The following is a 26,495-nucleotide window of genomic DNA, read 5'->3' as shown; positions in this document are numbered from 1 at the left end:
ATCAAAAAAATATATATTTATTCATTAATTTATGCCCTTGCCAATCATTTTAAATTGCATATCCACTAGTATCCTATTCATCAATAGCTGTACACCATTATGTACCAATTGTTACAGACTTCCAGATATGCATAAAGATAAATGAGCCTTTTGTTGATACTGCTGGATTTTTATTGTGCAAAACTTCTATGCCTTATTTAATTAGAATGAAATCTTTAACATATTTTCTGCTGAGCATCAATCTATTATCACTAATTTGCTTGCTATTAATATATGTGATTTAATATTTTACTGTCATCGATACATTCTATGCCTGTTTCTAACTTAAATACAGTCAGCTGATGTTCTATTAGCAAAACCAAAAATTTTACCTAAGCTAAAAACTACTGCTGAAGATCTGCTATCGCCTTCTTGCTTTAGTAGCGCCTTTGCTAAATTTTGGTACAAGCATATGCCCATTCTAGACCACTTTTACCAATCACAACAGCTATGGCTGGTTTAATAACTCTCCAAGTGTTTGCACCATTTCTAGTAAAGTATGATAATATTCATGTCATCCCTTACCAGATATCCCATCAATTGTTTAGCTTAAACTATTTTGTCTAAAGCTGTTGTTGAGAATTCATAAAGGCCAACCTCTAGCTCTTGTTATTACTTTAAAGATGATTCAAAATTATATATACTTTAGGCAATTTATATACAGTGGTGAATAGATTGATTAAAAATAATTAACATCCACAACTCCTTTTTATAGATTCTAAACAACACTCATAAAACTAAAACCCAAAGACATACTCATGTTTGTATCATATTATTTACCAGAGAAAATACTTAATTGTCTAAAGACAATAATAAATACCAACTTTGTAAAATATTTTATATACAAAATTAAATTATTTGATTTTTAATCAAAAAAAACTATTATAAAGTCGTATTAATTAAACTAAGTTAGTTGTAAACTAGCTTGGTTAAATGCAAAATTGTACAAGCAGAGGATATTTATTCATAAGTTTCTTTATAATAACTACATAAGTTGACTTGTATAAAACATATGAAAATATATTCTAATAAATTTCAAATCATAAAGGAGATGCATAAATGAATGCTCAAAAGTATATTGATAGCGTAATTGCCCAAGTAGAAAAAAGAGATGGTCATGAAAAAGAATTCATACAAGCTGTAAAAGAAGTATTTTCTACGCTTAAACCAGCTCTAGAACACAATCCTAAATATATCGAAGAAAATATTCTAGCGCGTATAGTTGAGCCTGAAAGAGGTATTTCTTTCAGAGTGCCATGGGTTGATAGAGATGGTAATATCCAAGTAAACCGTGGTTACAGATATCAGTTTAATGGCGCTATCGGTCCTTTCAAAGGCGGGATTAGATTTCATCCAAGTGTATACTCAGGTATTATCAAATTCCTAGGCTTCGAGCAAATTTTCAAAAACAGCCTAACTACTTTACCTATGGGTGGCGGTAAAGGTGGTGCCGACTTTGATCCTAAAGGTAAAACTGACGCTGAGATAATGAACTTCTGCCAAAGCTTTATGATGGAATTACAACGTCATATTGGTCCAGATATCGATGTACCAGCTGGCGATATTGGTGTTGGCGGTAAAGAAATCGGTTATATGTATGGTCAATACAGAAGAATTCGTGCTTGTTTTGAGAACGGTGTATTAACTGGTAAGTCACTAGAGTCAGGGGGTAGCTTAATACGTCCTGAAGCTACTGGTTATGGTGTAGTATTCTTCTTAGAAGAGATGCTTAAGCATGATGGTGAAACTCTAAAAGGTAAAACTGTAGTAACATCTGGTTACGGTAACGTTGCTTGGGGCGTATGTAAGAAAGTTGCTCAATTAGGTGGTAAAGTTGTTACAATCTCTGGTTCAAAAGGTTTTGTACATGACCATGAAGGTATTACAACTGATGAGAAAATCGAATTCTTGCTAAAAATCCGTAATGGTGAAAAAACAATGCAAGACTATGCTAAAGAATTCAATGCAAGCTGGCACGCAGGTGAAAAACCTTGGGGTATAGAAGCAGATATCGCAATTCCTGCAGCTACTCAAAATGAAATAGATGTTAAAGATGCTCAAAAACTTATTGATGCTGGTGCTAAGTATGTTGTTGAAGCATCTAACATGCCAACAACTAATGAAGCAATTGAGTTCTTAATTAAGAAAGGTATAATTCTAGCTCCAGGTAAAGCTGCTAACGCAGGTGGTGTTGCTGTTTCTGGTCTAGAAATGAGCCAAAACTCAGCTAGATTATCTTGGACAGCTGAAGAAGTTGAATCTAAACTTCAACAAATTATGGCTAACATTTTCCATGCTTGTAAGTTTGCTAGTAGTAAATACAACCTTGGTTATAATTTAGTTGCTGGTGCAAATCTAGCTGGTTTTGAAAAAGTAGCAGAAGCTATGATTCAACAAGGTAAATACTAAATCATAATAAAACATATTATCTTATAAAATGCTAGCTACTATTTATTCACTAGTAAAATCTACTAAAATCACACTCTTAGAGCTTTTTCATTTAGAATAAATTTAACACTAAAAAAACTAGTTTTATAAATGATGATGATTATAATCATAAAATATGAATATTTGTCTTACTTTCATTCCCTATTCTTATTGGTATGAGTATAGATCTTTTTGCACCATCCTTACCTGGGATAAGTACTTCACTTAAAACACTTCAGCATCTATTTCAAATATGGTCATGCCTCATATATATTTAAATAGGCTAAATTAAATAGTAGGTATCATTACAGATGCATTATGACGTAAGGTACTACTACATGTGTACTATTTGTAGTAGCTAGCTCACTACCTATATTAATATCAAATGAATACGTACGCTTAGGCTCAAGATTCTTTTAAGGATTTCTTATGGGATCAATAGGTGTTGTGACAAGAGGTGTTTTCAAATATACTTCCTCATGATAAACTTATAAACTAAGATCTACTATATGATTTCTATGGGGATTGGAGACTATTGCAAGGCCAATAATTTGAGACTTTTCCAAGATGCTTTTAGTTGGAAATCTAGTTTTTATTTCTTTAATCTAATTGTAGCTTTATTGACAATATTAGTTTTTATATATACAAGAAACAATAAAAATTGAGTATTAATAGAAAAGATATCACTGAAGTAATAACCAATAAAAAGTTTATGACCTTAAGTATCACAATGGGAATTGCCTATTTACTTATCATAACCTATAACACCCTGGGTCCTTTTCTTAATTCAAAATATAATGGGTTATTCAACCGCTTATTTTGTAAAACTTGCTATATTTTTAGGTTTTGTTTTTTTACCAACACCAATAATTAGGTACAAGTTATTAGGTAACTTTTCAATTGGGAGGATCTTTTTTATATTTACACATATGATTACACCTTATTAACAATAAGTTTTTTTGTAATTAGCTTATCAACTAATGATATAGCTTTGATTATTATAACTACTATTATAGTTATTTAAATTTTACGTGTGGTTAAATTTTTCCTCTATCTATGAAAAAATGCATATCAATGTTTTGACATATATCAGGAACTGCCTTAGCTATTACGTACTTTGTAAATATTATAACTAGCTTAACTTCTTTTATGCAAAGCTATACTATGCTCGCAACATTACAGATATTATATTATTTACCTAGTTTTGATGTTTATCATTGTTGGGTTATACTGTTATAAACTAAAGAATCTTTATTTTATGTCAGCAAAAAATTATAATGTAATAATAATCGGTACGGATGCTGCTGGGCTTATGTGTTCTATACAAGCTGCAAAAAAACTGGTGGTGGACGCTGTAATTTTACTAACTATAATATCGCTGCTGATAGATATTTAGCTGATAATCCACATTTTATTTGCACTATCAAGGTATACACAGTGGGATTTTATATCCTTAGTTAATTATTATAATATCCCATTTCATGAAAAGACTTTAGGACAACTCTTCTGTGATAACAAAGCTAAAGATATCGTGAATATGCTCTTAGGAGAATGTGATAAGTATGATGCTAAGATACAACTATATACTACTATTGATAAGATTATTTAAAAAGTATCTTTATTTCATATTACAACACAAACAGATGAATATAGCTGTCAATCACTTGTGGATTATCTATCCCAATGATTGGCGCTACAGGTTTTGGTTATAAGATTGCCAAGGAATTTGGACTAAAAGTAAATCCACAACGCGCTGGACTTGTACCTTTCATATTTAATTAAGAAGATCAACAAAAATTTGAGCAACTACGTGGTATTTCAATCTTCTGTCGTGTATCTAATCATCAAGCTAATTTTGGTGAAAATATTCTTTTTACTCATAAAGGTTTAAGTGGTCCAGCAATTTTGTAAATATCCTCGTATTGGAACTCTGGAGAAAGCATTAAGATTGATTTATCCCCTAATATCAATATTGCTGATTTTCTAAGCATTTAAAAAGAGCAAGGCACAAAGGCTACACTAAAAAACACACTATCAGAATTATTACCTAAGAATTTCGTAGCTACTTTTTTCGATAGTGGTATTCTCGAAAAAAGAGTCTGTGATTTAGCAATCGATGAGATTAATAGTGAATACATCAATGGCTAATATATCCTCAAACTACAGAAGGTTATTGTACTGCAGAAGTCACCCTTGGTGGAGTTAGTTATGACGAGCTTTCATCTAAAACTCTAGAAACAAATAAAGTCAAATGACTTTATTTTATTGGTGAAGTTGTCGATGTCACCGGTTGGCTCGGTGGCTGCAATTCCCAGTGGGCTTGGGCTTCTGGTTGGGCTGCTGGTCAAGTTGTATAAGTAACAAAGCTAGGCTATAATTAATTAAATATTTATAAGTGCTATTTTGTGGTATGAAAATTCCTGCCGATAAAGAATTTGCAATAAAAAAAGCGATTCTAAAAGCAATTGAACATGGTTACAGTCCAGCTCAGTTAGCAGATAGCTTTGGTGTATCTAAAAGTTTAATCTATAAGTATCGTAGAGCACTCAAAGATCATGGTTTCATAAGAAAAAATGAAAATGACATATATATCATAACAGAAAATAAATTCTCTATTAAGCCGAGAATGCCTGAATCTAGCAAACTTGATTTAGATGATGATATAAAAGATCAACAACAGCAAACTCAACAAACTAACAATCAAGATATCCAGCCACCTGTAATAGATGAACCTAAACCTCAAATCAATCGCGCTGAAATAAAGATTCAAGAAAAACTACAACAAATCAGACAAATACAGTTACAGCAGCAAAACACTGCTACTCAAGATAAGGGATTTTTCAAAAAGATTCTTGATAAATTCAAAAAGATAATTTAAGTTTTTTGTATATAACAGGATTCGTATAGAGCTATCCATTATAAAAGTTATACAAATATTCTTTTTTGGTTACCGTAAGATGCAAAAATAAAGGTCAGCATGAGATTTTTATAATCAACTAGCTATATATATTAATTCGAAGATATTTTAGAAAATCTTAAATAAGATAAATTTACATAGTAAATATTTTAACCTCAACTAATCAATATGCAGATAAAACACATTAATTTCATTATGTCAAGCAATAGCAAAACAATCCTTATAACTGGTTACTCTCATGGTGTATAGACTACGTTACAGCTATCCATCTTAAAAATTTAAGTCATAGAGTTTTTGCTTTAGCAAGACAACAAAAAGATGTTGAAGTACTCAATCAAAAGGTTTTGAGACCTATCTTATAGATGTAACTAACTATGAGCACATAGATAATGCTTTAGTTGATATTTTAAATAAAACTGGTGGTACTTTAGAATGTAGTATTTAATAATGCTAGATATAGTCAGGCTGGTGCTTTAGAAGATATTGACACTAAATTTTTCAAACAACAATTTGAAACAAATATATTTAGATTACACAGGCGCATACAATGCAAGTGTAATGCTATTGAAGGTCTAATAGATACCATACGTCTAGAACTAAGAGACTCTAATATTTTTATAACTAGTCTAAACACAGGACCTTATTACTAGCAAGTTTAGAAAAAACTCTATTTAAACAATTACTAATGTTGATTATAACTCTTCAGTATATAAACAGCAATATAAAAAAATACTTGCATGCCAACACAAAAAAAGTTCCATTTAATGAACCTGCCATTTCAGAGTTGCAATAAGTTGTTGAAAAATAATAAATTACGACAAACCAAAACCAAGATACTATATTACAAAAGCGACTTGGATTATGGCATCTTTTAAAAAGATACTACCAACACATATTCTAGATAATTTTCTTAATAGATACTAGCGAAGCTACCTTTTGATTATCGCTTGAATTTATATAATAACCAACCAATAAATAATAAAGATCGCAGGTCCGAGAAATTAATTCAAATTCATACATAAAAAATCGCTAGATTGCTGAAAACTAAATATAATTCCAAGTGATGTCGATGTAAACACAAAAAATCCCAGTAAATATTTGTAAGCACTATCAATAAGCTTGATGTAAGCAACTATAGATATAAGTAAGGTATAAAATAAAGTACTATAGCCATAATTATTAAAGCTTAATACATCAAATTTACTGATGGTAAAAAGTTTGTTAGTAATACAATAGCTATTACTAACACTCCCATAAATACTAAAGCATTTTTAGGAGAATCATATTTGTTAGTTTTGAGTAACCACTCTAACAATATTACTTTAGGTGTACATTTAAAGAACATTACTACTGGGGATAAGAGCCAAATACTCACAGCAGCCAGTTCTGCAAACGTCAGTAAAAAACATTAATCTTGGGAACCAATCCCAACCAAATCTATGACCAATTATTCCAAAAGACTCAATCAATCCTGAAGCACTATTTATCGTGTTAGGTGATGCGACAAGATTAAAGGAAATTATCCTAAATATATACAACCCCAACAAAATAAATGCAGAAAACATTAGACCATAATATAGGTTTTTCTTAGTATTTTTGACTGAATTAGCAAAAGTTAGAATAATTTCTACCTCCCATTGCAAACATTATAATAGTTAGTGTTGATAGGTTATGCCAAATATTATTGTGTGGGATGATATTAGCAAAAAAAATCTGTATCACTTTTACATACGATTAAATATACTATGAAACCTAGAACAATAATTGCTATAACAGGCAAAAATGAACCTAAGACACCACCAATATCAACAAGGTATTTAATATAGCTTTCAAACCATAAAAACTAATCACTGTAATTAACCTAAAAGCCACTAAAACAACTATCATTATATAAATAGTGATTATTAACCAAGTTAGGCCAACCTATGAAATATGCAAAGTTAATAGCTAAAAATACAGCTGGATAATAAAATATTGTATTTACCTAGTAAAATAACCACGCTGCCATAAAACCTGCCTTTTGCTCTAAGGCTCTGACGGTCTATGAGTAAATACATCCATAATCAGAATTTTTTTCTGGATAACTAAACTGCGATTATGACCAAAGGTAAGAAAAACATTACAGCACCAAGTATCCAAAAGAATATTACTGAAGCTACCAAAGCAAGATACTAGAGATATCGAGCGAATACCAAAATTAGCTGTGATAGCCATGATTATAACATCTTTTAAACCTAGAACTTTATATTGATTAGATATCCATATAGTGAACCTTTATCTTAAAATTTGATAAAGGTATTATAGGGAATAATAAAGAATTTAGAAAAGTATTTTAAGTTTTAGAAGGAATATAACTAGATTTTACATCATGCCAGGCATACCACCCATACTACCGCCCATAGGCATAGCTGGAGCAGCTTCTTTGATTTCACCAACCATCGCCTCTGTTGTGATCATTAGACCAGCAATTGAAGCAGCATGTTGTAAAGCTGAGCGAGTAACTTTAGTAGGATCTAAGATACCCATTTCAACCATATCTCCATAAGTATCATTAGCTGCATTATAACCATAGTTGCCTTGATTAGCTTTAACTTTATTAACAACTACAGAAGATTCTCCACCAGCATTTTGCACGATCTGTCTTAACGGAGCTTCTATCGCCTTTCTAAGTAAAGCTATACCATGGTTTTGATCATTATTTTCACCTGTTAATCCATCTAATGCTTTCTGTGCTCTAATTAAAGCAACACCTCCACCAGCAACGATACCTTCTTCTACAGCTGCACGAGTAGCGTGTAAAGCATCATCGACACGATCCTTTTTCTCTTTCATCTCAGCTTCTGTAACAGCACCTACTTTGATAACAGCAACACCGCCAGAAAGTTTAGCTAGTCTCTCTTGTAGCTTCTCACGATCATAATCAGAACTAGCTTCAGCAATATTTGCTTTGATTACATTTACTCGTTTAGCGATAGCTGCTTTTTCACCAGCACCATCAATGATTGTTGTATTATCTTTTGTTACTTGTACTCTACTAGCTGTACCTAAATGCTCCATTTTAGTCTCTTCTAACTTCATGCTTAGATCTTCAGATACAAGTGTAGCACCAGTTAAGATAGCAATATCTTCTAGCATAGCTTTTCTTCTATCACCAAAGCCAGGAGCTTTAACAGCACATACTTTAACTACACCTCTCATGTTATTAACAACTAAAGTAGCTAAAGCTTCGCTTTCTACATCTTCAGCAATTATTAGTAATGCTCTACCAGATTTAGAAACACCTTCTAATACTGGTAACAGATCACGGATATTAGAGATCTTCTTATCAACTATTAAAATATATGGATTCTCTAAATCAGTAGTCATATTCTCTTGATTTGTTGCAAAATACGGAGATAGATAACCTCTATCAAATTGCATACCTTCAACAACATCAAGCTCATCTTCAAAACCTTTACCTTCTTCAACAGTAATTACACCTTCTTTACCAACTTTTGCCATTGCATCAGCGATAAGTTTACCAACAGTAGCATCAGAGTTAGCAGAGATAGTACCAACCTGCTCAATTGATTTTGGATCTGAACATGGCTTAGAAAGTACTTTTAGTTCTTCAACTAGCTTAGCAGTTGCTTTATCGATGCCTCTTTTTAGATCCATAGGATTCATACCTGCAGCAACAGCTTTTAGACCTTCTGTTAATAATGATTGAGCAAGTACAGTAGCTGTAGTAGTACCATCACCAGCAACATCAGCAGTTTTTGAAGCTACTTCCTTAACTATCTGAGCACCCATATTCTCAAACTTATCTTCTAGCTCGATTTCTTTAGCAACAGATACACCATCTTTTGTTATAGCTGGTGCACCAAATGCTTTATCTAAAACAACGTTACGACCTTTTGGACCTAAAGTAACTTTTACAGCATTTGCTAATGTATTAACACCATCTAGCATTTTTGTACGAGCTTCATCTGAAAATAAAACTTGTTTTGCAGCCATTTTAATTTCTCCTCTAAAATTTGTAAGATTCTTTGATTATACAATAATACCCATAATATCTTCTTCTCTCATCATCAGGAGAGTTTCATCACCAACTTTTACTTCACTACCAGAGTATTTACCAAATAGCACTTTATCACCAACTTTTACATCCATGGGTAGTGTAGAGCCATTATCTAGTTTTTTACCATTGCCAACAGCGATAACTTCACCTTGACTAGGTTTCTCTTGAGCACTGCCAGTTAAGATAATTCCACCTGCAGATTTTGTTTCTTCTTCTGCACGACGAACTAATATTCTATCTTGTAATGGACGAATGTTCATAACAATCTTACTCCTTTATTAAATTAACTTCTTGTTTAAACGTTTTAATTTGTGTACATCTTAGAACAATACCATAGTTCTAAGTTCTTGCAAGCTTAGATATTGAGTCAAAAAAAAATTTTTCAAGGAAATTTTTTATTTTTTTGTCAAATAAATTCTCTAATCTAAAATTATTGTAAACTTAAATTCTTAGTGTCTAATCAATATTTATAGAGAAACTTTCAAATTCAAATAAAAAACAATTGCAATAAAAGTACATAATAATTAAGCTTTATATAACTAGGAGTATAAACGAGTGTAAAAAAAATATGAGCTTTTTAGCTCGAATAATCCATACAATAGGATTTGAATTTTTTGGCATTGTGATATTTACACCTTTTGCTATGTTTATTTTACATCAAGATATATTTCATATCTCAAGCTTAGCTATTATAATTTCACTAATAGCAATGTTATGGAATTTCATATATAACTATATTTTTGATATCATAGAAATAAAATTTGGTATGTGCCGTTCAAAGCGAAAAATTATTATTCGTGGTTTACACACTTTGCTTTTTGAACTGGGATTACTTGTAGTTACAATCCCTTTGGTAGCTTATATACTCAATATGAACTTATTAGTAGCTCTTGTAGTTGATATTGGCTTTGTTATTTTTTACCTTATATATGCTTTTATGTATAATTATACCTTCGATAAGATATACTTTAATTTTATCCATAGGTAAATAACTTGATACAAGCATCCATAGCTTAACTGGATAGAGCGTCGCCCTCCGGAGGCGGAGGCGGGGGTTCAAGTCCCTCTGGGTGTGCCACTGATATTCTAATATGCTAAATTCAATTCAGCTCTTGGAAAATTAGCACTAGAAAAATGACCTAGCTCATGTAGCCCATTTGCTGAACTTAGTGTTACTAAAAATACGATTATTTTAAGTGATAAAGTTACTTTTCTCATTTTTAAATTACCTTTGTTATTTATCAAATCATAACATTTATTATGCATGACTACCTCATCAACTTTAAATATATAAATTTTAATATATTAATAAGTTTTATTTATAAATAACTAGTGACTTTTGCTATTTTAAAATTTTACAGAAATAAGCTTTTATAAAGAAAGTATAAAAAAGTTGAATCTGTAATAAATTAATTATAAAAAAACATTTTAAGATATTATGATTACTTTAATTTAACTGAATCAAAACTATAGTAATTAGTAAATTCTTTGTTATACCATCCATTAGGATCAGGAGTAAGCTCAAAATAATATATACCATCCCTAACAAAGTCTATCAAAGGCAATGGCTTTAAGCTAATATTTTTCCTGAGTTCTTAATTATCCTACTTCATTAAATCCTTTTATAGTTATAAAATCCAACTATAAGATATATAAAAGAGTAATACTACTAGCAAAAGAAATTAGTAAAAAATAACCATAAAAATTTATACAAGCCAATTATTTATAGCTAATGGTATGCTTTTTATTGGAGAAAAATTATCTCTCACATAAAGAATTATAAAACAATAAACTAATAAACTCATTTCCCATAAATATTGTATGCCAGCAGTTTTCCATATAGCATTTTATAAATCCAGTTGTACTTAAAATACATAATAAAATAAAGATATATATACAATAAATTTTTTGATAATATACTCTCACGATTTTTAATAATAGATTTATATAAGTAAACAATCAATACAGTCATGGCGAAAGCATTTATCAAGTCTATAAGATATATCAAACATGGATAACTTCTATTTAAAAGCAAATAAATCTGAATCTGAGCAGAAATTCTACCTGTCCAGTAAAAATAATCATTATATGACATTAGAACAAACAGTATTATTATAAAAATTTATACTTGATCGCCAAAAATCATCCATTATTAATGGCTGGCATGGATTTATAATCAAAAAAAATAAACAAATACTAATGAGATAAACTAACTTTAGATTAATTTCTACTTGGATTTATTTTTAATATGATAATTATTATAATTGTTAAGAGTTAGACATGCTGAATTGAAATAACTATAAAATTTCTGAAGTGCTGACTTATCTTTGACACGGCACATGAATCAAAAGCTACCGTTGCTTCCTTCCGGACCTGGCGGGGTTCGCAATCTATCATTGCGTGGAAACCAAGTCAGCAATGTATATGATACTAGATATAGCTAGAAATTACAAGTTATCAAAGCAAATTCCATTATTTAAGATAAATTGGTATCATTGTGTTAGTAACAAATACACAATTAACTAAAATGATTATAGTAATAATATCACCAGCTAAAAGCCAAAATTTTGAGCCGATAAAAACAGACTATAAATTCACGCAGCCAATATTTAAGGAACAAATAACAAAACTTATAAACACTCTAAAGCATTACGAAGTTGAAGAAATAGAAAAACTAATGAAAATTAGCACTAAATTAGCTGGAGAAGTATTTGCTAAACACAACAACTTTGATCCTAATAAATATGATAACTCAAATGCAAAAGCTGCAATATTTACTTTTAATGGTGATGTATATAAAGGACTAGAAGCAGATACGTTAAATAGTAAAACCATAGAGTATTCACAAAGTCATTTATTAATGCTATCTGGTCTATATGGATTGATTCGCCCTCTTGATTTAATACAAGCTTATAGACTCGAAATGGGCACAAACATTAAAATCGAAGGCAAAATCCTACATAAGTATTGGCAAGATAAAATCACAACTAAATTAAATGAGTATTTTAGCCAACAGCAAAATAAAATTTTGATAAACCTTGCCTCTAATGAGTACTCTCAAGCCATAGATAAAAAATCTTTAGATGCTAAATGGTTAGATATTGACTTTAAAGAGAATAAAGCAGGCACATATAAGACTATTGGAATCCATGCCAAAAAAGCTCGTGGCTTAATAGCTAGATTTATTCTTAAAAATAGAATCGAAGATATTAGTGATATCAAAAACTTTAATGTAGCAGGTTACCAATTTAATCCAGAATTATCAAAAGAAAACCTTTTGTGCTTTACAAGGTAAACCATGAAAATTAAAATAATCACACTTGGAGAAAAACCACCTAAATGGGTTAGTGATGGCTATGATGAATATAAGAAACGTTTAAGTAAATCAATACCTCTTGAGTTAATCGAACTGCCAATAACTAAACGGTCCAAAACTGGTAATCCTAAACTATGGATGAAAAAAGAAGCTAAAACAATTATTGGTAAACTCAATCATTCTGATCACTTGGTGATACTTGATGTTAATTCTAAAATCATCTCAACAGAAGAGTTAGCAGAGAAAATGCAAAACTGGAAATTTAATAATCCAAATGTTGTGATTCTAATTGGTAGTCCTAACGGTATTGACCAAAGTGTTAAAGAAATTGCAAAAGAGAAAATATCAATATCAAAAATGACTTTTCCTCACCCTTTAGTGCGTATTATTATTGCCGAACAACTCTACAGAGCCTATACAATACTAGAAGGTCATCCCTATCATAAATAGCTAAGTCGAGCCTTAGTACATCTATAGTTATTATTTAAATCTTTAATTGTATTAATATCAGTAAAATTATATTTTGAAAATAACGCTGCAACAGCATTTGCCTGAGTGAAACCATGCTCTATATAAACACAACCATCTTGTTTTAGAAAGTTATTTGCTTGAGATATAATTATCTTAATATCTGCTAAACCATTACATTTGGCAAATAAAGCCTCTGCAGGTTCATAGTCTTTGACGCTTTGATCAATGTTTTTATCAGCCAAATCTAGATATGGAGGATTTGAAACTATAATATCAAATTTACCATCGTCAAGGCTTGTATACCAACTACTCTGGATAAATTTGACATTAGTAATATTATTTGCTCGAGCATTGTTTTTAGCAATATCAAGGGTCTGCCGATACAGATCAACCGCAACAACTTGACTATTTTCTAGTTCAGCTGCTAAAGCTAACGCTATTGCTCCTGTACCAGTGCCAAGATCAAGTATTTTAATATCAGCATTTTTATCAACTATGTCATCTAAAACTGTAGATACCAATACTTCAGTATCAGCACGTGGTATAAGCGTATTTTTAGTTACATAAAGTTTTTGATTCCAAAAATACTTATAACCAAGAATATAAGCGAATGGCTCACCAGCTAGAAGCCGCGATATTTTAGCATCTATTAGTTTAACTATACTACTGTCAAGTTGCCTATCTGAATTTAGATAAATATATGTTTTATCAACACATAAAGCATCACAAATAATCATTTGTAACTCATGCTTTATTATATCTGATTGATTAAAATTAGCTAGTCTAGTTGCTAGTAATTGAGAGATTGTAATATTACTCATCAGACATAGTTGCTAAAAGATCCGCTTGATGCTCTATAATTAGTGGTTGTATAATACTGTCTAGACTACCCTCCATAACCTCATCAAGCTTATAAATAGTTAAATTTATACGATGATCGGTAACTCTACCTTGAGGGTAATTATAAGTTCTAATTCTCTCTGATCTATCACCACTACCTACTAGGCTCTTACGTGTATCAGACTGCTCTTTTTGCTGTCTATAAATTTCAGCTTGTAGAAGTTTTGATTTAAGCATAGACATTGCTGCTGCACGGTTTTTATGTTGAGAGCGTTGATCTTGACACTCGACAACCACTCCAGTTGGGATATGGGTAATCCTAATTGCTGAGTCAGTTTTGTTAACATGCTGTCCACCAGCACCAGATGCTCTAAATGTATCAATTTTTAGATCTGCCGGGTTAATATCAATTCCCTCAACTTCATCAGCCTCAGGCATAACTGCAACAGTACATGCTGAAGTATGGATTCTACCTTGTGACTCTGTGGCAGGAACTCTTTGTACTCTATGAGCGCCAGATTCAAACTTCAACTGTGAATACACACCATCACCATATATTCTTGAGATAATTTCCTTGTAACCACCATGTTCACCTTCACTAGCTGATATTACCTCAATCTTCCAGCCTCTTTGCTCAGCATACTTTGAATACATCTTAAACAAATCACCTGAAAATATCGAAGCCTCATCACCACCAGTCCCAGCTCTAATCTCTAGGAAAACGTTAGCATCATCATTAGGATCACGAGGTAAAAGAAGTATTTGTAATTCACTCTCAAGTTTTTCAATAGCCTCATTAGCTAACTTTAACTCTTCTTTTACCATCTCAATAAGCTCAGCGTTTTTTTCATTAAGCATTTCATAAGCGGCTTTTTTATCTTCTAAAGCTCGAGAATACTCTTTAAAAGCCTTTACAATTGGCTCAAGATGAGAGTACTCTTTTGATAAGTCTCTAAACTTATTTTGATCAGAGATAATCTCTGCATAACTTAATAAGGAACTAACTTCCTCATGCCTTTCTATCAAACTTTGCAATTTTGCTTTAATAGAATCTTTCATTTATTTTTCCACATTTAAACCAAACATACGTTTCATACATACAATACAGTCACTTCTACCCTGTTTAGAAGCTTCTTTCATTCCTACAACAGGGTTGTGTAAAACTTTCTTTTTAATTTCATAGGCAAATCTTTTAATTATCTCTTCGGCATCTTTACCATTTCTTATTTTAGCTAAGCTTTTCTCTAGTGATAGATCAACCAAGACATCAGCCTTTTGAAAAAGTTCTTTAATCGCGCTATTTGAGATAATAGCTTTTTCTTTTTCAAGATATTCCTCAAGAGATTTTACAATAATTTTATGTGCTTTATAGCTCTCATGTTTTCTTTTATCTTTGTTATCTTCAATAACTGCATTAATATCATCAACACAATAATAGACATTTTGCTCTAACTCGCCTAATTTAGGATCTAAAGCTTGTGGTATTGATATATCAATAAAAACTCTAGGTTTATCACCAACATCTTTGCATGTAACAATATATTCTGAAACATTCACTGCAGAAATTATAATGTCAGCTTTTTTGATCAATCGTGGTAGTTCTGATAAGTAATGAGCACTAGCATTTCTAAAAGCAGTAGTAATCTTGCGTGCTTTCTCGATAGTACGGTTTGCTAACATTATCTGCTTAGGAGCAAGCGCTGTAACATGACGAAACAAAAGCTCTCCTGTTTGACCAGCACCAATGATGAGGACATTTTTACTAGAAATATTATCTAGTTGTCTCTTAGACAAAGTGATTGCTGAGAATGCAACTGAAACTGGACAATGACCAATTCTAGTTTCACTGCGTACTCTTTTAGCAGTTGCAAAAACTTTCTGAAAAACCCTATCTAGTTCTTTACCGGTAGCATGATTTTTTTTACTAAGAGTGTAAGAGTCTTTAACTTGTCCTAATATTTGTGGTTCACCTAAAACCATTGATTCTAAACCACAAGCCAATTTCATAAGGTGCATAATTACTTCTGTACCTTGTCTTAGCTTAAAATAATCTTTTATTTTGTAATTAGGATTTCTAACATAGCCTTGCCACCATACCAAAACATCATCTACCACTCTTAGATCAGATATTTCAAGGTACACTTCGGTGCGGTTACAAGTAGATAAGATTACAGCATGTGCAACATCATCTATAGCGAGTATTGATCTATACAGCATAGATACATCTAAACCAGAGAGTGCAAACTCACTACGAACTTCTATTGGGGACTTTTTATAATCAATTGCTAAAGATATTAATGCCATATTCAAATATTATTTAAATCTAATAAAATAACCTAAAAAAAACAAAAACATATTTTAACACAAAAGATTAAGACATTACATTCTAATCTGATTAATAAACTTACAACGTTGATAAATTTTATGTTAAGATGTTATATGTTTACTGTAAACTCAATAATTTTGTAGACTTTACGAATATGAAAAACTTATCAAAGAAACAAACTCAAGCTTTGTATATGGTAGCTGGAATAATCATAGTTGCAATAATTTGCGCGATAATTTTACAGTTTTACAACTCTAGCAATGATAAAAAAATGCTCGAAGCAGCAACAATGTATCAAAAGGCACTAATAACTAATGAAAATCCAAAATCACCTTTTGAGACAAAAATCTATAAATTTGAGCAAGTAATTAACAACTATCCAAATACTAGCTTTGGTATATTCGCAAGTTGGCAACTAGCTGACCTATATACTACAACAACGAAACTAGATACAAAAAACTTCAATGTAAATGTTACTAATCTAATAAAAGCTATAGTAGTACTACAACAAAGTATAGAAAATAACCCTAAAGATAGCCTTATAGATATTAGCAAAGTAAGGCTTGCTCGACTGTACATATTAACAAATCAACCTGATCAAGCTATTAAAACGCTTCAAAATATCAAATCTTTTAATAATGCCTATCCTTTGATGTTATTAGGACAAGCATATAGCGAGAAAAAAGATAAAACAAAAGCCATTGAAGCTTGGCAAAAAGCTTTACAAGATACTAATAGCTCTGGTCAATTTAAACAGATCATTAGTCAACTTATAAACAATACTAACTAGTCATGAAAAAACTATTATTTATTATGGCTCCTTTACTGTTATCTGTATTAGCAGCTAGTTGTTCTAAGAGTAATGTCCCACCTCCTACGCCATTAGCTAAGAAACCTCCTAGAGAAACTTATGTAAAAGTTATATGGAAGAGAAAAACAGGAAATGGTAATGCTGGGTTAGCAAATTACAATGTTGCTCCTTCTTATGCAAATGATGCTATATTTGTCCCTAACCAAAATGGTATGGCATATGGTTTAGCAATTACTAATGGCAAAATAATCTGGAAAAATGATACTGGTACAAATCTATCAGCACAACCAAATACTATAGCAAATGCTGTTATTTTTGGCTCTATAAAAGGAACATTGACTGCTATAGATGGTAAAGATGGCCAAACTCTATGGCGTACAGACGCTCCAAGCAGTATTTTTTCCCAGCCAACAATTTATGATAATTCAATTTATTTACAAACTCATGATGGCTCAGTTTCAGCATTTGATGCAAGAAATGGTTCTAAAGAATGGAGTGTTTCAAATAATATTCCTGAAATTACATTACCTAGTAACTCATCACCTATAGTTCTTAATAATACCGTAATGGTTGGTAATGCTTTTGGTGCAGTTTTAGGCTTTACTATAAAAAGTGGTGATAGAACCATCAATATACCGATAGCGATTTCTCACGGCTCATCACCTACTGATAAAATGGTAGACATCACCTCTAACCCAATGTTATATGATCACTATCTTATTTTTGCTGCTTACCAAGGAGCTATAGTTGCTTTAGATAAAGATAATGGTAAAATGCTTTGGGCTAAAAAAGCCTCTATTATCAATAATATGGCAATTAACAATGGGGTTATTTTTACCACTCAAGATAATAGTGAGCTAAAAGCTTATGATATACAAACTGGTGATACTGTCTGGACTCAAGATATTCTAAAATGGCGTAAAATAACTGCACCAGTTTATTATAAAGGCTTAATAGTTGTTGCTGACTACCAAGGTTATCTACATTTTTTTAACTCATTAAATGGTGAGTATCTTGGCAGATATAAGTTAACTCCTAAAAGTGATATTTTTGATTATGGTATTTCCGGACAGTTAGTCCCAACCGAAAAAGGAATTGTTATTGAAGCTGATAATGGAACTATATACTTAATTGATGCTTATAGCGGTAAAGTTATCTATGATAGTATACTAAGTGATTATCATGTTGACAAAGGTAAGAGTATTGCGCAAATTTACCCGCTTGAGCAAGACAAACATGCTAAAGCAACAAGTACTGTAGTAGCTAAAACCACACAAACAACAGAAACTAAACCAAAAGGCATCCATGCTACTATAATAATTGGTGATTTTAGTAAAGGTAAACCTAGCTAATGTATAAAGGCATCAGACCATCAATATTTATCTTAATCCTCATGGTATCTCTAGGACCATTTGGTGATACTATTTATGCTCCAGCCTTACCTGAGCTAAAAACAATTTTAGGTACCGACTATCCCCATGTACAACTTACTATTACCTCATATTTACTTGGCTACTCGATTAGTCAGCTATTATATGGACCATTTTCTGATAGGTTTGGTCGCAAACCTGTAATGTTAGTAGGATTGTGCTTAGTCATAATTAGTTCAATAATATGTATATTAAATAACCATATCAATACTTTGATATATGCCAGAATTATACAAGGCTTTGGTGCTGCAGCTGGTGGTATTATTGCTACAGTTGCCGTCAAAGATGCTTTCAAAGTTAAAGAGCAAGGTGCAGTATTTGCTATTATGAATATAGCTTTTGCTCTAGCCCCAGCATTTGGCGCAGTACTTGGAGTATTTCTTAGTCCTAAATCGATTTTTTGGATATTGTTAGTTGCAGCTAGTCTATTATTCATCAAAGTAGCAATATTTTTTCCAGAAACAATCAGAGAAAGAAACTTTGAAGCTTTAACTTTTAAGTCCTTTTTAAAAAACTACTTTTTACTTTTTAAAGATCATCAGTTTTTCTTTGCCACTTTTGTTTTAGGAATAAATATCAGTGTGATATACGCATGTTTAATCACAGCTCCAGATATATTTGTCAATATTCTCAAACTTGATAAATCTAACTTTTTATACTTACTAACGATAATGGTTACAGCCGTTGTACTAGGATCTCTTGTTTGCTCAAAACTAAGCCATCTAATTGCATACAAACATCTTGCAAATTTCGGTATGTTTTGCACTTTAATTTCAGGAATACTATGTATCTACGCATTCAAAAAACTCACAGGCTTAGAATTATCGATAGCATTAACTGCAATATTATCACTGACATTTATAGGTATATCATTTAGTACGCCTTTACTAACACCTATTGCACTAGAAAACTTCACTACCACATCAGGTGCTGCCTCATCTGTAATGGGCTTTATGCAAATGGGCATAGCCTCAATAACAACAGCAATTATGAGTCAGATCAGCCTAGGTAGTGAGTTTACGCTATCTTTTGCATTTGTGATCTTACCGCTTATTGGTCTAACGATATTTTTACCTTATAGTTGCTACTTCCTCAAGAAATAAAGCTTTAATTCTTAGTTAAGCTTAGAATTAAAATGATTATATGATAAAATCTAGATTAAATAATATAATTTCACTCTATCTAAAAATTGTCAATACAAAGCTATAATGCCAAATCTATTGAAGTTCTTACTGGTTTAGACCCTGTCAAGAAAAGGCCAGGAATGTATACTAATATAGAAAATCCAAATCATCTAATCCAAGAAATTATTGATAATAGCGTTGATGAAGTTCTTGCTGGATTTGCTAGCAAAATAAGTATCACTTTATACGATGATAACAGTATCGAAGTAGCAGATGATGGCCGTGGCATGCCTGTAGATATTCATCCTGAGCATAAAATATCTGGTATTGAACTTATTATGACTAAGCTTCATTCTGGTGGTAAATTTAGTAACAAAAACTATACTCATTCTGGTGGTCTTCATGGGGTTGGAGTATCGATTGTTAATGCTTTATCAACTAAACTTGAAGCAGAGATTAAAAGAGATGGCAATGTTTATCATATAGTCTTTGAGGATGGTTTTAAAACCAAAGATTTAGAAATTATTGATAATGTTGGTAAGAAAAATACTGGTACAAAAATTAGGTTTTGGCCAAACAAAAAATACTTTGATGATATCAAAGTCAATTTTAAAACCCTTGAGAATCTGCTTGAAGCAAAAGCGATACTTTGCAAAGCTCTTACAATAAAATATTCAAATGAAGTAAAAAAAGAGAAGCTTACATGGCATTTTGAAGCTGGACTTAAAGGCTATCTTGATCATAAATTAGCTGGAGAAACACTCCCAGCTGAACCATTTATAATTGATAACTTTTCAAATGGTTACTCTTATTTAGATGCGGTATTTTGCTGGTGTGAAGATCATACTGAAAGTATCAAAAATAGCTATGTAAACCTAATTCCGACACCTCAAGATGGTACACATGTTACTGGTCTTAAAAATGGTGTTTACGATGCAATTAAGGCATATATTGAGAAAAACTCGCTTAGCGTAAAAAATATCAAAATTACTGCCAATGACTCTTTTGCTCAGCTAAACTATGTAATATCTGTAAAAATTACAAATCCTCAATTTGCTGGTCAAACCAAAGAGAAACTTTCTAATAAAGATGTTACTACTTTTGTCGCTACTGCTGTGAGAGATTTACTGACTATATGGCTAAACCAGAATCTTGATGAGGCGCGTCAAATTGTTGAAAATATTAGTAAAGTTGCACAAAAGAGAATTAACACAGACAAAAAAACTACGCGTAAACGCATAATGAATACTTCTATTCGTTTACCAGGTAAGCTTACCGACTGTATTAGCTCTGATATTAATTCAACTGAACTTTTTATTGTTGAGGGAGATTCAGCTGGAGGCTCAGCAAAGCAAGCTCGTGATAAAAACTTTCAGGCCGTATTACCTCTTAAGGGTAAGATTCTTAATAGTTGGGAACTAGATGCTGATACTATCATGAACTCTCAAGAAATCCATAACATCGCTACAGCAATTGGTGTTGATCCTAATAGTGATAACATTTCCGGTCTAAGATATAATAAAATATGTATCCTTGCAGATGCCGACTCTGATGGATTACATATCGCAACACTACTGTGTGCAATGTTCTTAAAACATTTTAGAAAACTTATTGAGCATGGTCATATTTATATAGCTCAACCTCCTTTGTTTAGAATTGATATTGGCAAAAGCACTTTCTATGCTCTTGATGAAAATGAAAAAGAAACTATCTTAGCTCAAAATTCCAAACTAACAGGCAAGATAAATATCATGCGTTTTAAAGGTCTTGGTGAGATGAACCCTACACAACTGCGTGAATCAGCAATGGATGTATCATCAAGGAGACTTTTACAACTTACTATATCTGATGTATATGATGATGCTGAAATTTTAGATATGCTTTTAGCTAAAAAAAGAGCGAAAGATCGCCGTGATTGGCTTGAGAACTATGGTGATAGAGCAGAAGTCGAATAATAAGCTCTTTTTACTTACTTTTAAATCATAGTAATTTATTATCAATTCATACTAGAATTCTTACCACATAACCTTAGTCCACTCAAAACACTTACCTGGATCAGTTTTCCTCTGTGGCGCGATATCTTGATGACCAGTAATATTTACTAATCCTGGATATGCCTTTTTAAGATCTTTTAGCAGTCTATTCAAACTAAGATATTGTTGCTCAGTATAAACTGTTTTATCAGTACCCTGTAGCTCAATTCCTACGGAAAAGTCATTACATCCTTGTCTACCTTGAAATTCGCTTATCCCTGCATGCCATGCTCTATCATTAACTGAAACGAACTGCACAATTTCACCATCGCGTTTTATATAGAAATGAGCAGAAACCTTAACACCTTTAAGGCTTGTAAAACTGGGGTGCAAACTACAATCTAATTGATTGGTAAATAATTTCTCAACATTGCAATTATCGTATTGTCCTTCAGGTAGACTTATGCAATGTATCACAACCAGGCTAATATCATTTTTATTAGCCCGTTGATTAAAGTTCTGACTCTTAATATATTTAGCTTTTTTATACCAGCCTTGATTAAACATTTTAGTTTTTGGAATTTAGTTATAATAATACTACATTTTATCAACTAATCTGGTGATTTTGAACAAATTTAAATATTAATTGCTTTGATTGTAAACTCGCAAAAAAGACAGTTTTACATGGATTTTAACGCTTATAATTGTAATCCTAAGCTATAGCTATAATTTGTTGGATATAAAAGTTACAACACTAGCACAATGCCAGTGATTTCTTTGTCACTGGAACTATTACAGTGCAGCTTTGACTTCTAAGATTTTTTCTCCTAAAATCTGGACTGTTATTACAGCTATAGTCACAGTAATTTATATCTACAAATATATGACAAAAAAACCGTCACAAAAAGTTATGTGCAATGTCGTTATCATTGATAATGACTATTAAATTACTTGTTAGATATAAACCAGAAATGCTGCTGTTTGATATCACTATGTCTTTCACTTTTTTTCCTTTTAAAAGGCTTATTACCATCTGATCATATAATAGCATACTAATTAGCTGTTTAGTTGCAGTGAGTAGGGTTATTATTAAGAATATTGACGTAATGGTCTAAGGCATTTGTTGATAGTAGATAAAGTTTACCACTCTCTACGCTAGGTAACCTTTAAAATAAGTTAAAGCTTTACGATAAACTTCCTGTTTGAAATACACTACATGATTGGTTGGATACCAATAACTTACCCAACGCCAATTATCAAATTCAGGTGAATCATTAGCATCTAAATCAATGTTACTTTCAGGGCTTTTTAACCTTAATAGAAACCATTTTTGTTTTTGACCAATACATACAGGTTCTTTAGTCCTAACTAATGAGTCTGGAATATTATATTTATACCAATCTCGTGTTGAGGCGATTACTTCAACATCTTGAGGACGCAATCCAATCTCTTCATATAGCTCACGATACATTGCCTGTAAAGGCGTTTCTCCAGCAACTACACCACCTTGAGGAAACTGCCAGGATGTTCGGTTTCTTCTCTGCCCCCAAAAGACTCTATTTTGCTTATTAAGTAAAACTATTGCTATATTTGCTCGATATCCACTTTTATCTATCATTATTAAAAGAAAAATTTCTTCTACCTAGTTATTATATTCTAAACTAATTCCTCTTGGTTTTATATTGCATTTATAAAAGATAATAAAAAAATAACTCAAAGTTGTATTTTGAGAAGATGATCGGCTATTATTAGCTTAAATTAATTAGTTAGCAAAAATATAATGAAAGAATTAATAAGAGATTTACGAAACTTACCAAATAAGCTTATCTATAGCATCGTTGTGCTATTTTTTCTGTTTATTGTTATTTATGCCTACTTCATTTTATCTTGGAGTATTGGTATGGATACAGAACTTGCAACCTATGGATTAGGTAATAGTGAATATTTATACCCATTACATATCCAGTACTTTCTTTTAGGCAGACCTATCTTAGCAATCATAACTTATGTTTTAGGACAAGTTGCTATTCCATATTTTACTTTACTAATAAGTATGTCATTACTATTTATATCTGGAATTGTTTGGATTGTTATTCTTACTAAGAAAAAATTCTCTATAGTCGAAACTTCGGTTTTTTGTTGTTTTTATCTTATCTCACCTATTTATATATTTCAGTTTAATTTTGTTAATCAAGCAATTGGTATCGGTATAGGATTTGTATTAGCTACCCTATCTATATATTACTTCTCACTTATATTTAATCATAACTATGAAAAACTTAAAAACTACCTAATATCTATAACTTATTTATTTCTATCTATTGGAATATATCAGTCATTTATAATACTTTTTGTTGAGGGAGTTATTTTTTTACTGATTCTAGGACAACTTAACAATGTAAGACATAACTTAAAAGATATTACAGATATTTTAGTAAAAATTTTATTTGTCTCTTTAGCTGCGCTTATCAGTTATTTTTTAATAACTAAATTAACCTATATATTTATTGGTCAATCTCATTATTTAGCTAATGTTTACGGAGGATGGCATAATAATAGCTTTTCCCAAGTTATAAAACAACTAGCACTTTACTTTGCTAATATGCTAGTATCGCCTTTTAATTTCACATATGTATTAGCATGGCTATTACTTATATACTTTCTTAGGAAATTTTCTTTTATTGTAGTACTAGCCTTATTAGGGTGTTTAGCATTACCATTTGCTTTTGTGGTATTTTTGGGTACTCCGATACCACTAAGAATACTATTTCCAATACCTCTAAGTATTGCGATAGTTATGTTATTACTCCTTAGAGTATCTTCTAAAAAAAAGATATTTACCACTATAGCTTGTTTATGTTTATTTGTGAATTTTAAACAAATCTGTCAACTAACATATAGTCAAAATATGGTACAAAAATATAATGAGTATAACTTAGAACACATATACTCTATTCTACATGATAAATTTGGTAATAAACTCTATCACACTCCAGTAGTTTTTATCGCTAGCCCAAAAGCCAGTAATAGTTTTTATATAAAACATATTTATTCTCAGCCTTTTTACTTTAACACGAATGAAGATTTTCTAAGTAATGTTTTTCCAGACAAGATGTGGCAAACAAGCAGTATAAATCATCGGGTATATTACTTTATGCAATGGCTTGGATTATTCTACAAATTACCAACTAAACAACAAATTGAGCTTGGAAGGCAAATCAGCCCTTCACTGCTAATCTTTCCAGAAAAAGGTTCTATAACTAAAAAAGATAATATTATTTTTGTAAAACTTAGCTCCTAAACTATAACTACTATTTGATATCATCTTAACAAATCTTTACGAAAGCCTGAAATAATATTTATTTACAAGGTTTGTATATGATATTTTATCAAATGTTTTATAACCAAATAATGAATTTAAGAAGAGTGCTTTTGTTTTTGGCTCTCTACCAGGAGTCTTTTTGGGGCAGAGAAGAAACCGAACATCCTGGCAGTTTCCTCAAGGTGGTGTAGTTGCTGGAGAAACGCCTTTACAGGCAATGTATCGTGAGCTATATGAAGAGATTGGATTGCGTCCTCAAGATGTTGAAGTAATCGCCTCAACACGGGATATCACGACTGGAACCGCGATTATTATATCATCATACTATCCAGTAGTAGTAATGATTGGAGCAAGAATTTTTCTTAAAGAATCTATAACAACATTCAAAATAGTTGGTTTTATAATAGTTATAATACAGCCACAAATGAGCTTTATGATAAGAGTAATAGCTTTATCGGTCTTAGTTTGGCAATTTTAGATGCTATATTTTTGGAGCTTGAAGTGGTTATGTATAAAACACTGCTCAATGCTAAGGTAGCAATAAATACTTTATTGTTTTTTTCGTAAGATCTCAACAATAATAATTTCCCTACCTTTTACTTGGGTAATAATTCATAGTGTTAATATGTTCATTTTACTTCTAACTTTAGCTATAGATATCATTGGCCATATAGCTGGTTTTCATATATTAAAGCCTTTAAGTATTCAAATATCACGCTAGCAATGTCTTAAATATATTATTGGGGGATCATTGTTTGCATTGTTACTATTTGATCAAAATATTATGATAATTTGCGCTATTTTAATATTTTTAGGTAATTTTCTAATCTTTAAATCAAAATCAGTATACTAAAATCGTGAATTTTCACCATATAAATAGTTTGGTAATTGTAGAGTATTTAGTGTATAACCACCTACTAGATCTGATGACTGATCACCTATAGAAATAAGTATTTTATATCCTAATAACTCTATATGCGCTCTTTTCTCAGCCTTAAAATTCTTAAAATCGTTAGAATTGTATTCCTCAATATCCTCAGGCAATACAAACACATCTTCAAAACCTACATAGCCAGCATTTCTCAAAGCCTGTTTTGTAGATTCCAAATATTCAGCAAAACGAGCACTTATAAAAAATACTTTAAGACCCCTATCAAGACAATAATGATAGAAATCTAGTGTCGATTTTATCGGCATCACTTTTGTACTTGAAGTTAATTGATGCCATATAATATGATTATCATCTTGTGGAAAACCAGCTTTTTTAAGTGGATAATAATGATTTAGAGCTGTCTCATCTATATCAATAATTATAGCACAATCTTTTAATGAAACACGCTTCTCTATTATTTGCTTAGCTTTTTCAAGAATACTTCTTACTTCATCTTCATGAGCTTGACTTTCATAATAAGAAATAACTTGCTCTTTAGTCATATAGT

General features: G+C 31.4%; 20 protein-coding genes, 1 tRNA gene, 1 other RNA gene and 6 pseudogenes. 16 read left to right on the top strand and 12 right to left on the bottom strand.

Features of this window, described 5'->3' with window-relative positions; translation table 11 throughout:
• Nucleotides 1–324 precede the first annotated feature (324 nt).
• Nucleotides 325–459, bottom strand: coding sequence for a hypothetical protein (locus tag FSC845_RS09390; protein WP_257719642.1), 135 nt, complete (start codon nt 457–459; stop codon nt 325–327).
• A 639-nt stretch (nt 460–1,098) separates the two neighbouring features.
• Here FSC845_RS09390 and gdhA point away from each other — a divergent pair.
• From gdhA to FSC845_RS10000, 5 genes and pseudogenes are all read left to right on the top strand, one after another.
• A complete protein-coding gene (gene gdhA / locus FSC845_RS03240) occupies nt 1,099–2,448 on the top strand; it encodes an NADP-specific glutamate dehydrogenase (RefSeq protein WP_064460710.1) in 1,350 nt (449 codons plus the stop codon).
• Between the two features lie 1,276 nt (nt 2,449–3,724).
• Nucleotides 3,725–4,823 (top strand): annotated as a pseudogene (locus FSC845_RS09615) (aminoacetone oxidase family FAD-binding enzyme).
• Between the two features lie 53 nt (nt 4,824–4,876).
• A complete protein-coding gene (locus FSC845_RS03230) occupies nt 4,877–5,344 on the top strand; it encodes an FTL_1293 family small RNA FtrC-regulated protein (protein ID WP_064460709.1) in 468 nt (155 codons plus the stop codon).
• A gap of 234 nt (nt 5,345–5,578) precedes the next feature.
• Nucleotides 5,579–5,919 (top strand): annotated as a pseudogene (locus tag FSC845_RS10005) (SDR family NAD(P)-dependent oxidoreductase); the annotation flags it as partial.
• Nucleotides 5,920–5,943: 24 nt separating this feature from the next.
• Nucleotides 5,944–6,307 (top strand): annotated as a pseudogene (locus tag FSC845_RS10000) (short-chain dehydrogenase); the annotation flags it as partial.
• A gap of 16 nt (nt 6,308–6,323) precedes the next feature.
• On the opposite strand, the pseudogene FSC845_RS08720 reads toward FSC845_RS10000, so the two are convergent.
• From FSC845_RS08720 to FSC845_RS03215, 3 genes and pseudogenes are all read right to left on the bottom strand, one after another.
• Nucleotides 6,324–7,597, bottom strand: a pseudogene (locus FSC845_RS08720) (APC family permease).
• Between the two features lie 147 nt (nt 7,598–7,744).
• Nucleotides 7,745–9,379, bottom strand: coding sequence for a chaperonin GroEL (groL, locus tag FSC845_RS03220; RefSeq protein WP_064460708.1), 1,635 nt, complete (start codon nt 9,377–9,379; stop codon nt 7,745–7,747).
• 36 nt (nt 9,380–9,415) lie between these two features.
• The gene (locus FSC845_RS03215) at nt 9,416–9,703 is read right to left on the bottom strand and encodes a co-chaperone GroES (protein WP_064460707.1); all 288 of its coding nucleotides are present in this window, start codon (nt 9,701–9,703) and stop codon (nt 9,416–9,418) included.
• A 308-nt stretch (nt 9,704–10,011) separates the two neighbouring features.
• On the opposite strand from FSC845_RS03215, the gene FSC845_RS03210 reads away from it, so the two are divergent.
• On the top strand, nt 10,012–10,431 hold the full coding sequence (locus FSC845_RS03210) for a PACE efflux transporter (RefSeq protein WP_064460706.1): 420 nt from the start codon (nt 10,012–10,014) through the stop codon (nt 10,429–10,431).
• A 14-nt stretch (nt 10,432–10,445) separates the two neighbouring features.
• A tRNA-Arg gene (locus tag FSC845_RS03205) sits at nt 10,446–10,521 on the top strand.
• A gap of 8 nt (nt 10,522–10,529) precedes the next feature.
• Here the strand turns inward: FSC845_RS03205 and FSC845_RS09385 are convergent.
• On the bottom strand, nt 10,530–10,661 hold the full coding sequence (locus FSC845_RS09385) for a hypothetical protein (protein ID WP_257719641.1): 132 nt from the start codon (nt 10,659–10,661) through the stop codon (nt 10,530–10,532).
• Between the two features lie 1,098 nt (nt 10,662–11,759).
• An RNA gene (gene ffs, locus FSC845_RS03200) (signal recognition particle sRNA small type) lies at nt 11,760–11,856 on the bottom strand.
• Between the two features lie 117 nt (nt 11,857–11,973).
• Here ffs and yaaA point away from each other — a divergent pair.
• Entirely contained in the window at nt 11,974–12,738 is a 765-nt protein-coding gene (gene yaaA / locus FSC845_RS03195; RefSeq protein WP_064461716.1) for a peroxide stress protein YaaA, read from the top strand.
• A gap of 3 nt (nt 12,739–12,741) precedes the next feature.
• A complete protein-coding gene (rlmH, locus tag FSC845_RS03190) occupies nt 12,742–13,209 on the top strand; it encodes a 23S rRNA (pseudouridine(1915)-N(3))-methyltransferase RlmH (protein WP_064460705.1) in 468 nt (155 codons plus the stop codon).
• Here the strand turns inward: rlmH and prmC are convergent.
• The 3 genes from prmC to FSC845_RS03175 are packed head-to-tail and all read right to left on the bottom strand — an operon-like array spanning nt 13,200 to nt 16,374.
• The gene (prmC, locus tag FSC845_RS03185) at nt 13,200–14,051 is read right to left on the bottom strand and encodes a peptide chain release factor N(5)-glutamine methyltransferase (protein WP_064460704.1); all 852 of its coding nucleotides are present in this window, start codon (nt 14,049–14,051) and stop codon (nt 13,200–13,202) included. The genes rlmH and prmC overlap by 10 nt on opposite strands.
• The gene (gene prfA, locus FSC845_RS03180; protein WP_064460703.1) at nt 14,044–15,129 is read right to left on the bottom strand and encodes a peptide chain release factor 1; all 1,086 of its coding nucleotides are present in this window, start codon (nt 15,127–15,129) and stop codon (nt 14,044–14,046) included. Before prfA ends, prmC begins: the two co-directional genes overlap by 8 nt.
• Nucleotides 15,130–16,374, bottom strand: a complete 1,245-nt coding sequence (locus FSC845_RS03175) for a glutamyl-tRNA reductase (protein ID WP_064460702.1) — start codon at nt 16,372–16,374, stop codon at nt 15,130–15,132.
• 176 nt (nt 16,375–16,550) lie between these two features.
• Here FSC845_RS03175 and FSC845_RS03170 point away from each other — a divergent pair, with 176 nt between their 5' ends.
• From FSC845_RS03170 to parE, 4 genes are all read left to right on the top strand, one after another.
• A complete protein-coding gene (locus FSC845_RS03170; protein WP_064460701.1) occupies nt 16,551–17,186 on the top strand; it encodes a YfgM family protein in 636 nt (211 codons plus the stop codon).
• Between the two features lie 2 nt (nt 17,187–17,188).
• Nucleotides 17,189–18,559: an outer membrane protein assembly factor BamB gene (gene bamB / locus FSC845_RS03165; RefSeq protein ID WP_064460700.1), complete on the top strand. Its 1,371-nt coding sequence runs from the start codon at nt 17,189–17,191 to the stop codon at nt 18,557–18,559.
• Complete coding sequence (locus FSC845_RS03160; protein ID WP_064460699.1) at nt 18,559–19,740, top strand: multidrug effflux MFS transporter; 1,182 nt, start codon at nt 18,559–18,561, stop codon at nt 19,738–19,740. Before bamB ends, FSC845_RS03160 begins: the two co-directional genes overlap by 1 nt.
• Nucleotides 19,741–19,832: 92 nt before the next feature.
• On the top strand, nt 19,833–21,716 hold the full coding sequence (gene parE / locus FSC845_RS03155) for a DNA topoisomerase IV subunit B (RefSeq protein WP_064461714.1): 1,884 nt from the start codon (nt 19,833–19,835) through the stop codon (nt 21,714–21,716).
• A 60-nt stretch (nt 21,717–21,776) separates the two neighbouring features.
• Here parE and ampD read toward each other — a convergent pair whose 3' ends face one another.
• Nucleotides 21,777–22,301, bottom strand: coding sequence for a 1,6-anhydro-N-acetylmuramyl-L-alanine amidase AmpD (gene ampD, locus FSC845_RS03150; protein ID WP_064460698.1), 525 nt, complete (start codon nt 22,299–22,301; stop codon nt 21,777–21,779).
• A 74-nt stretch (nt 22,302–22,375) separates the two neighbouring features.
• On the opposite strand from ampD, the pseudogene FSC845_RS09995 reads away from it, so the two are divergent.
• Nucleotides 22,376–22,749 (top strand): annotated as a pseudogene (locus FSC845_RS09995) (phosphatase PAP2 family protein); the annotation flags it as partial.
• A gap of 135 nt (nt 22,750–22,884) precedes the next feature.
• Here FSC845_RS09995 and FSC845_RS03145 read toward each other — a convergent pair.
• Nucleotides 22,885–23,352 carry an RNA pyrophosphohydrolase gene (locus FSC845_RS03145; protein WP_064460697.1) on the bottom strand — a complete coding sequence of 156 codons (468 nt, stop codon included), beginning with the start codon at nt 23,350–23,352 and terminating at the stop codon, nt 22,885–22,887.
• 162 nt (nt 23,353–23,514) lie between these two features.
• Here FSC845_RS03145 and FSC845_RS03140 point away from each other — a divergent pair, with 162 nt between their 5' ends.
• Nucleotides 23,515–25,035 (top strand): glucosyltransferase domain-containing protein, encoded by a 1,521-nt coding sequence (locus tag FSC845_RS03140; RefSeq protein WP_064460696.1) that lies wholly within the window; start codon nt 23,515–23,517, stop codon nt 25,033–25,035.
• A gap of 154 nt (nt 25,036–25,189) precedes the next feature.
• Nucleotides 25,190–25,345: pseudogene (locus FSC845_RS08315) on the top strand (NUDIX domain-containing protein); the annotation flags it as partial.
• A gap of 560 nt (nt 25,346–25,905) precedes the next feature.
• Here the strand turns inward: FSC845_RS08315 and FSC845_RS03130 are convergent.
• A complete protein-coding gene (locus tag FSC845_RS03130; protein WP_064460695.1) occupies nt 25,906–26,490 on the bottom strand; it encodes an HAD family acid phosphatase in 585 nt (194 codons plus the stop codon).
• Nucleotides 26,491–26,495: the final 5 nt, after the last annotated feature.

Origin of the sequence: Francisella persica ATCC VR-331 (assembly GCF_001653955.1) — a bacterium.
Lineage (GTDB): Bacteria > Pseudomonadota > Gammaproteobacteria > Francisellales > Francisellaceae > Francisella > Francisella persica.
The sequence above is the reverse complement of the archived record's forward strand: the minus strand, read 5'-3'. Positions and strand labels throughout refer to the sequence as shown.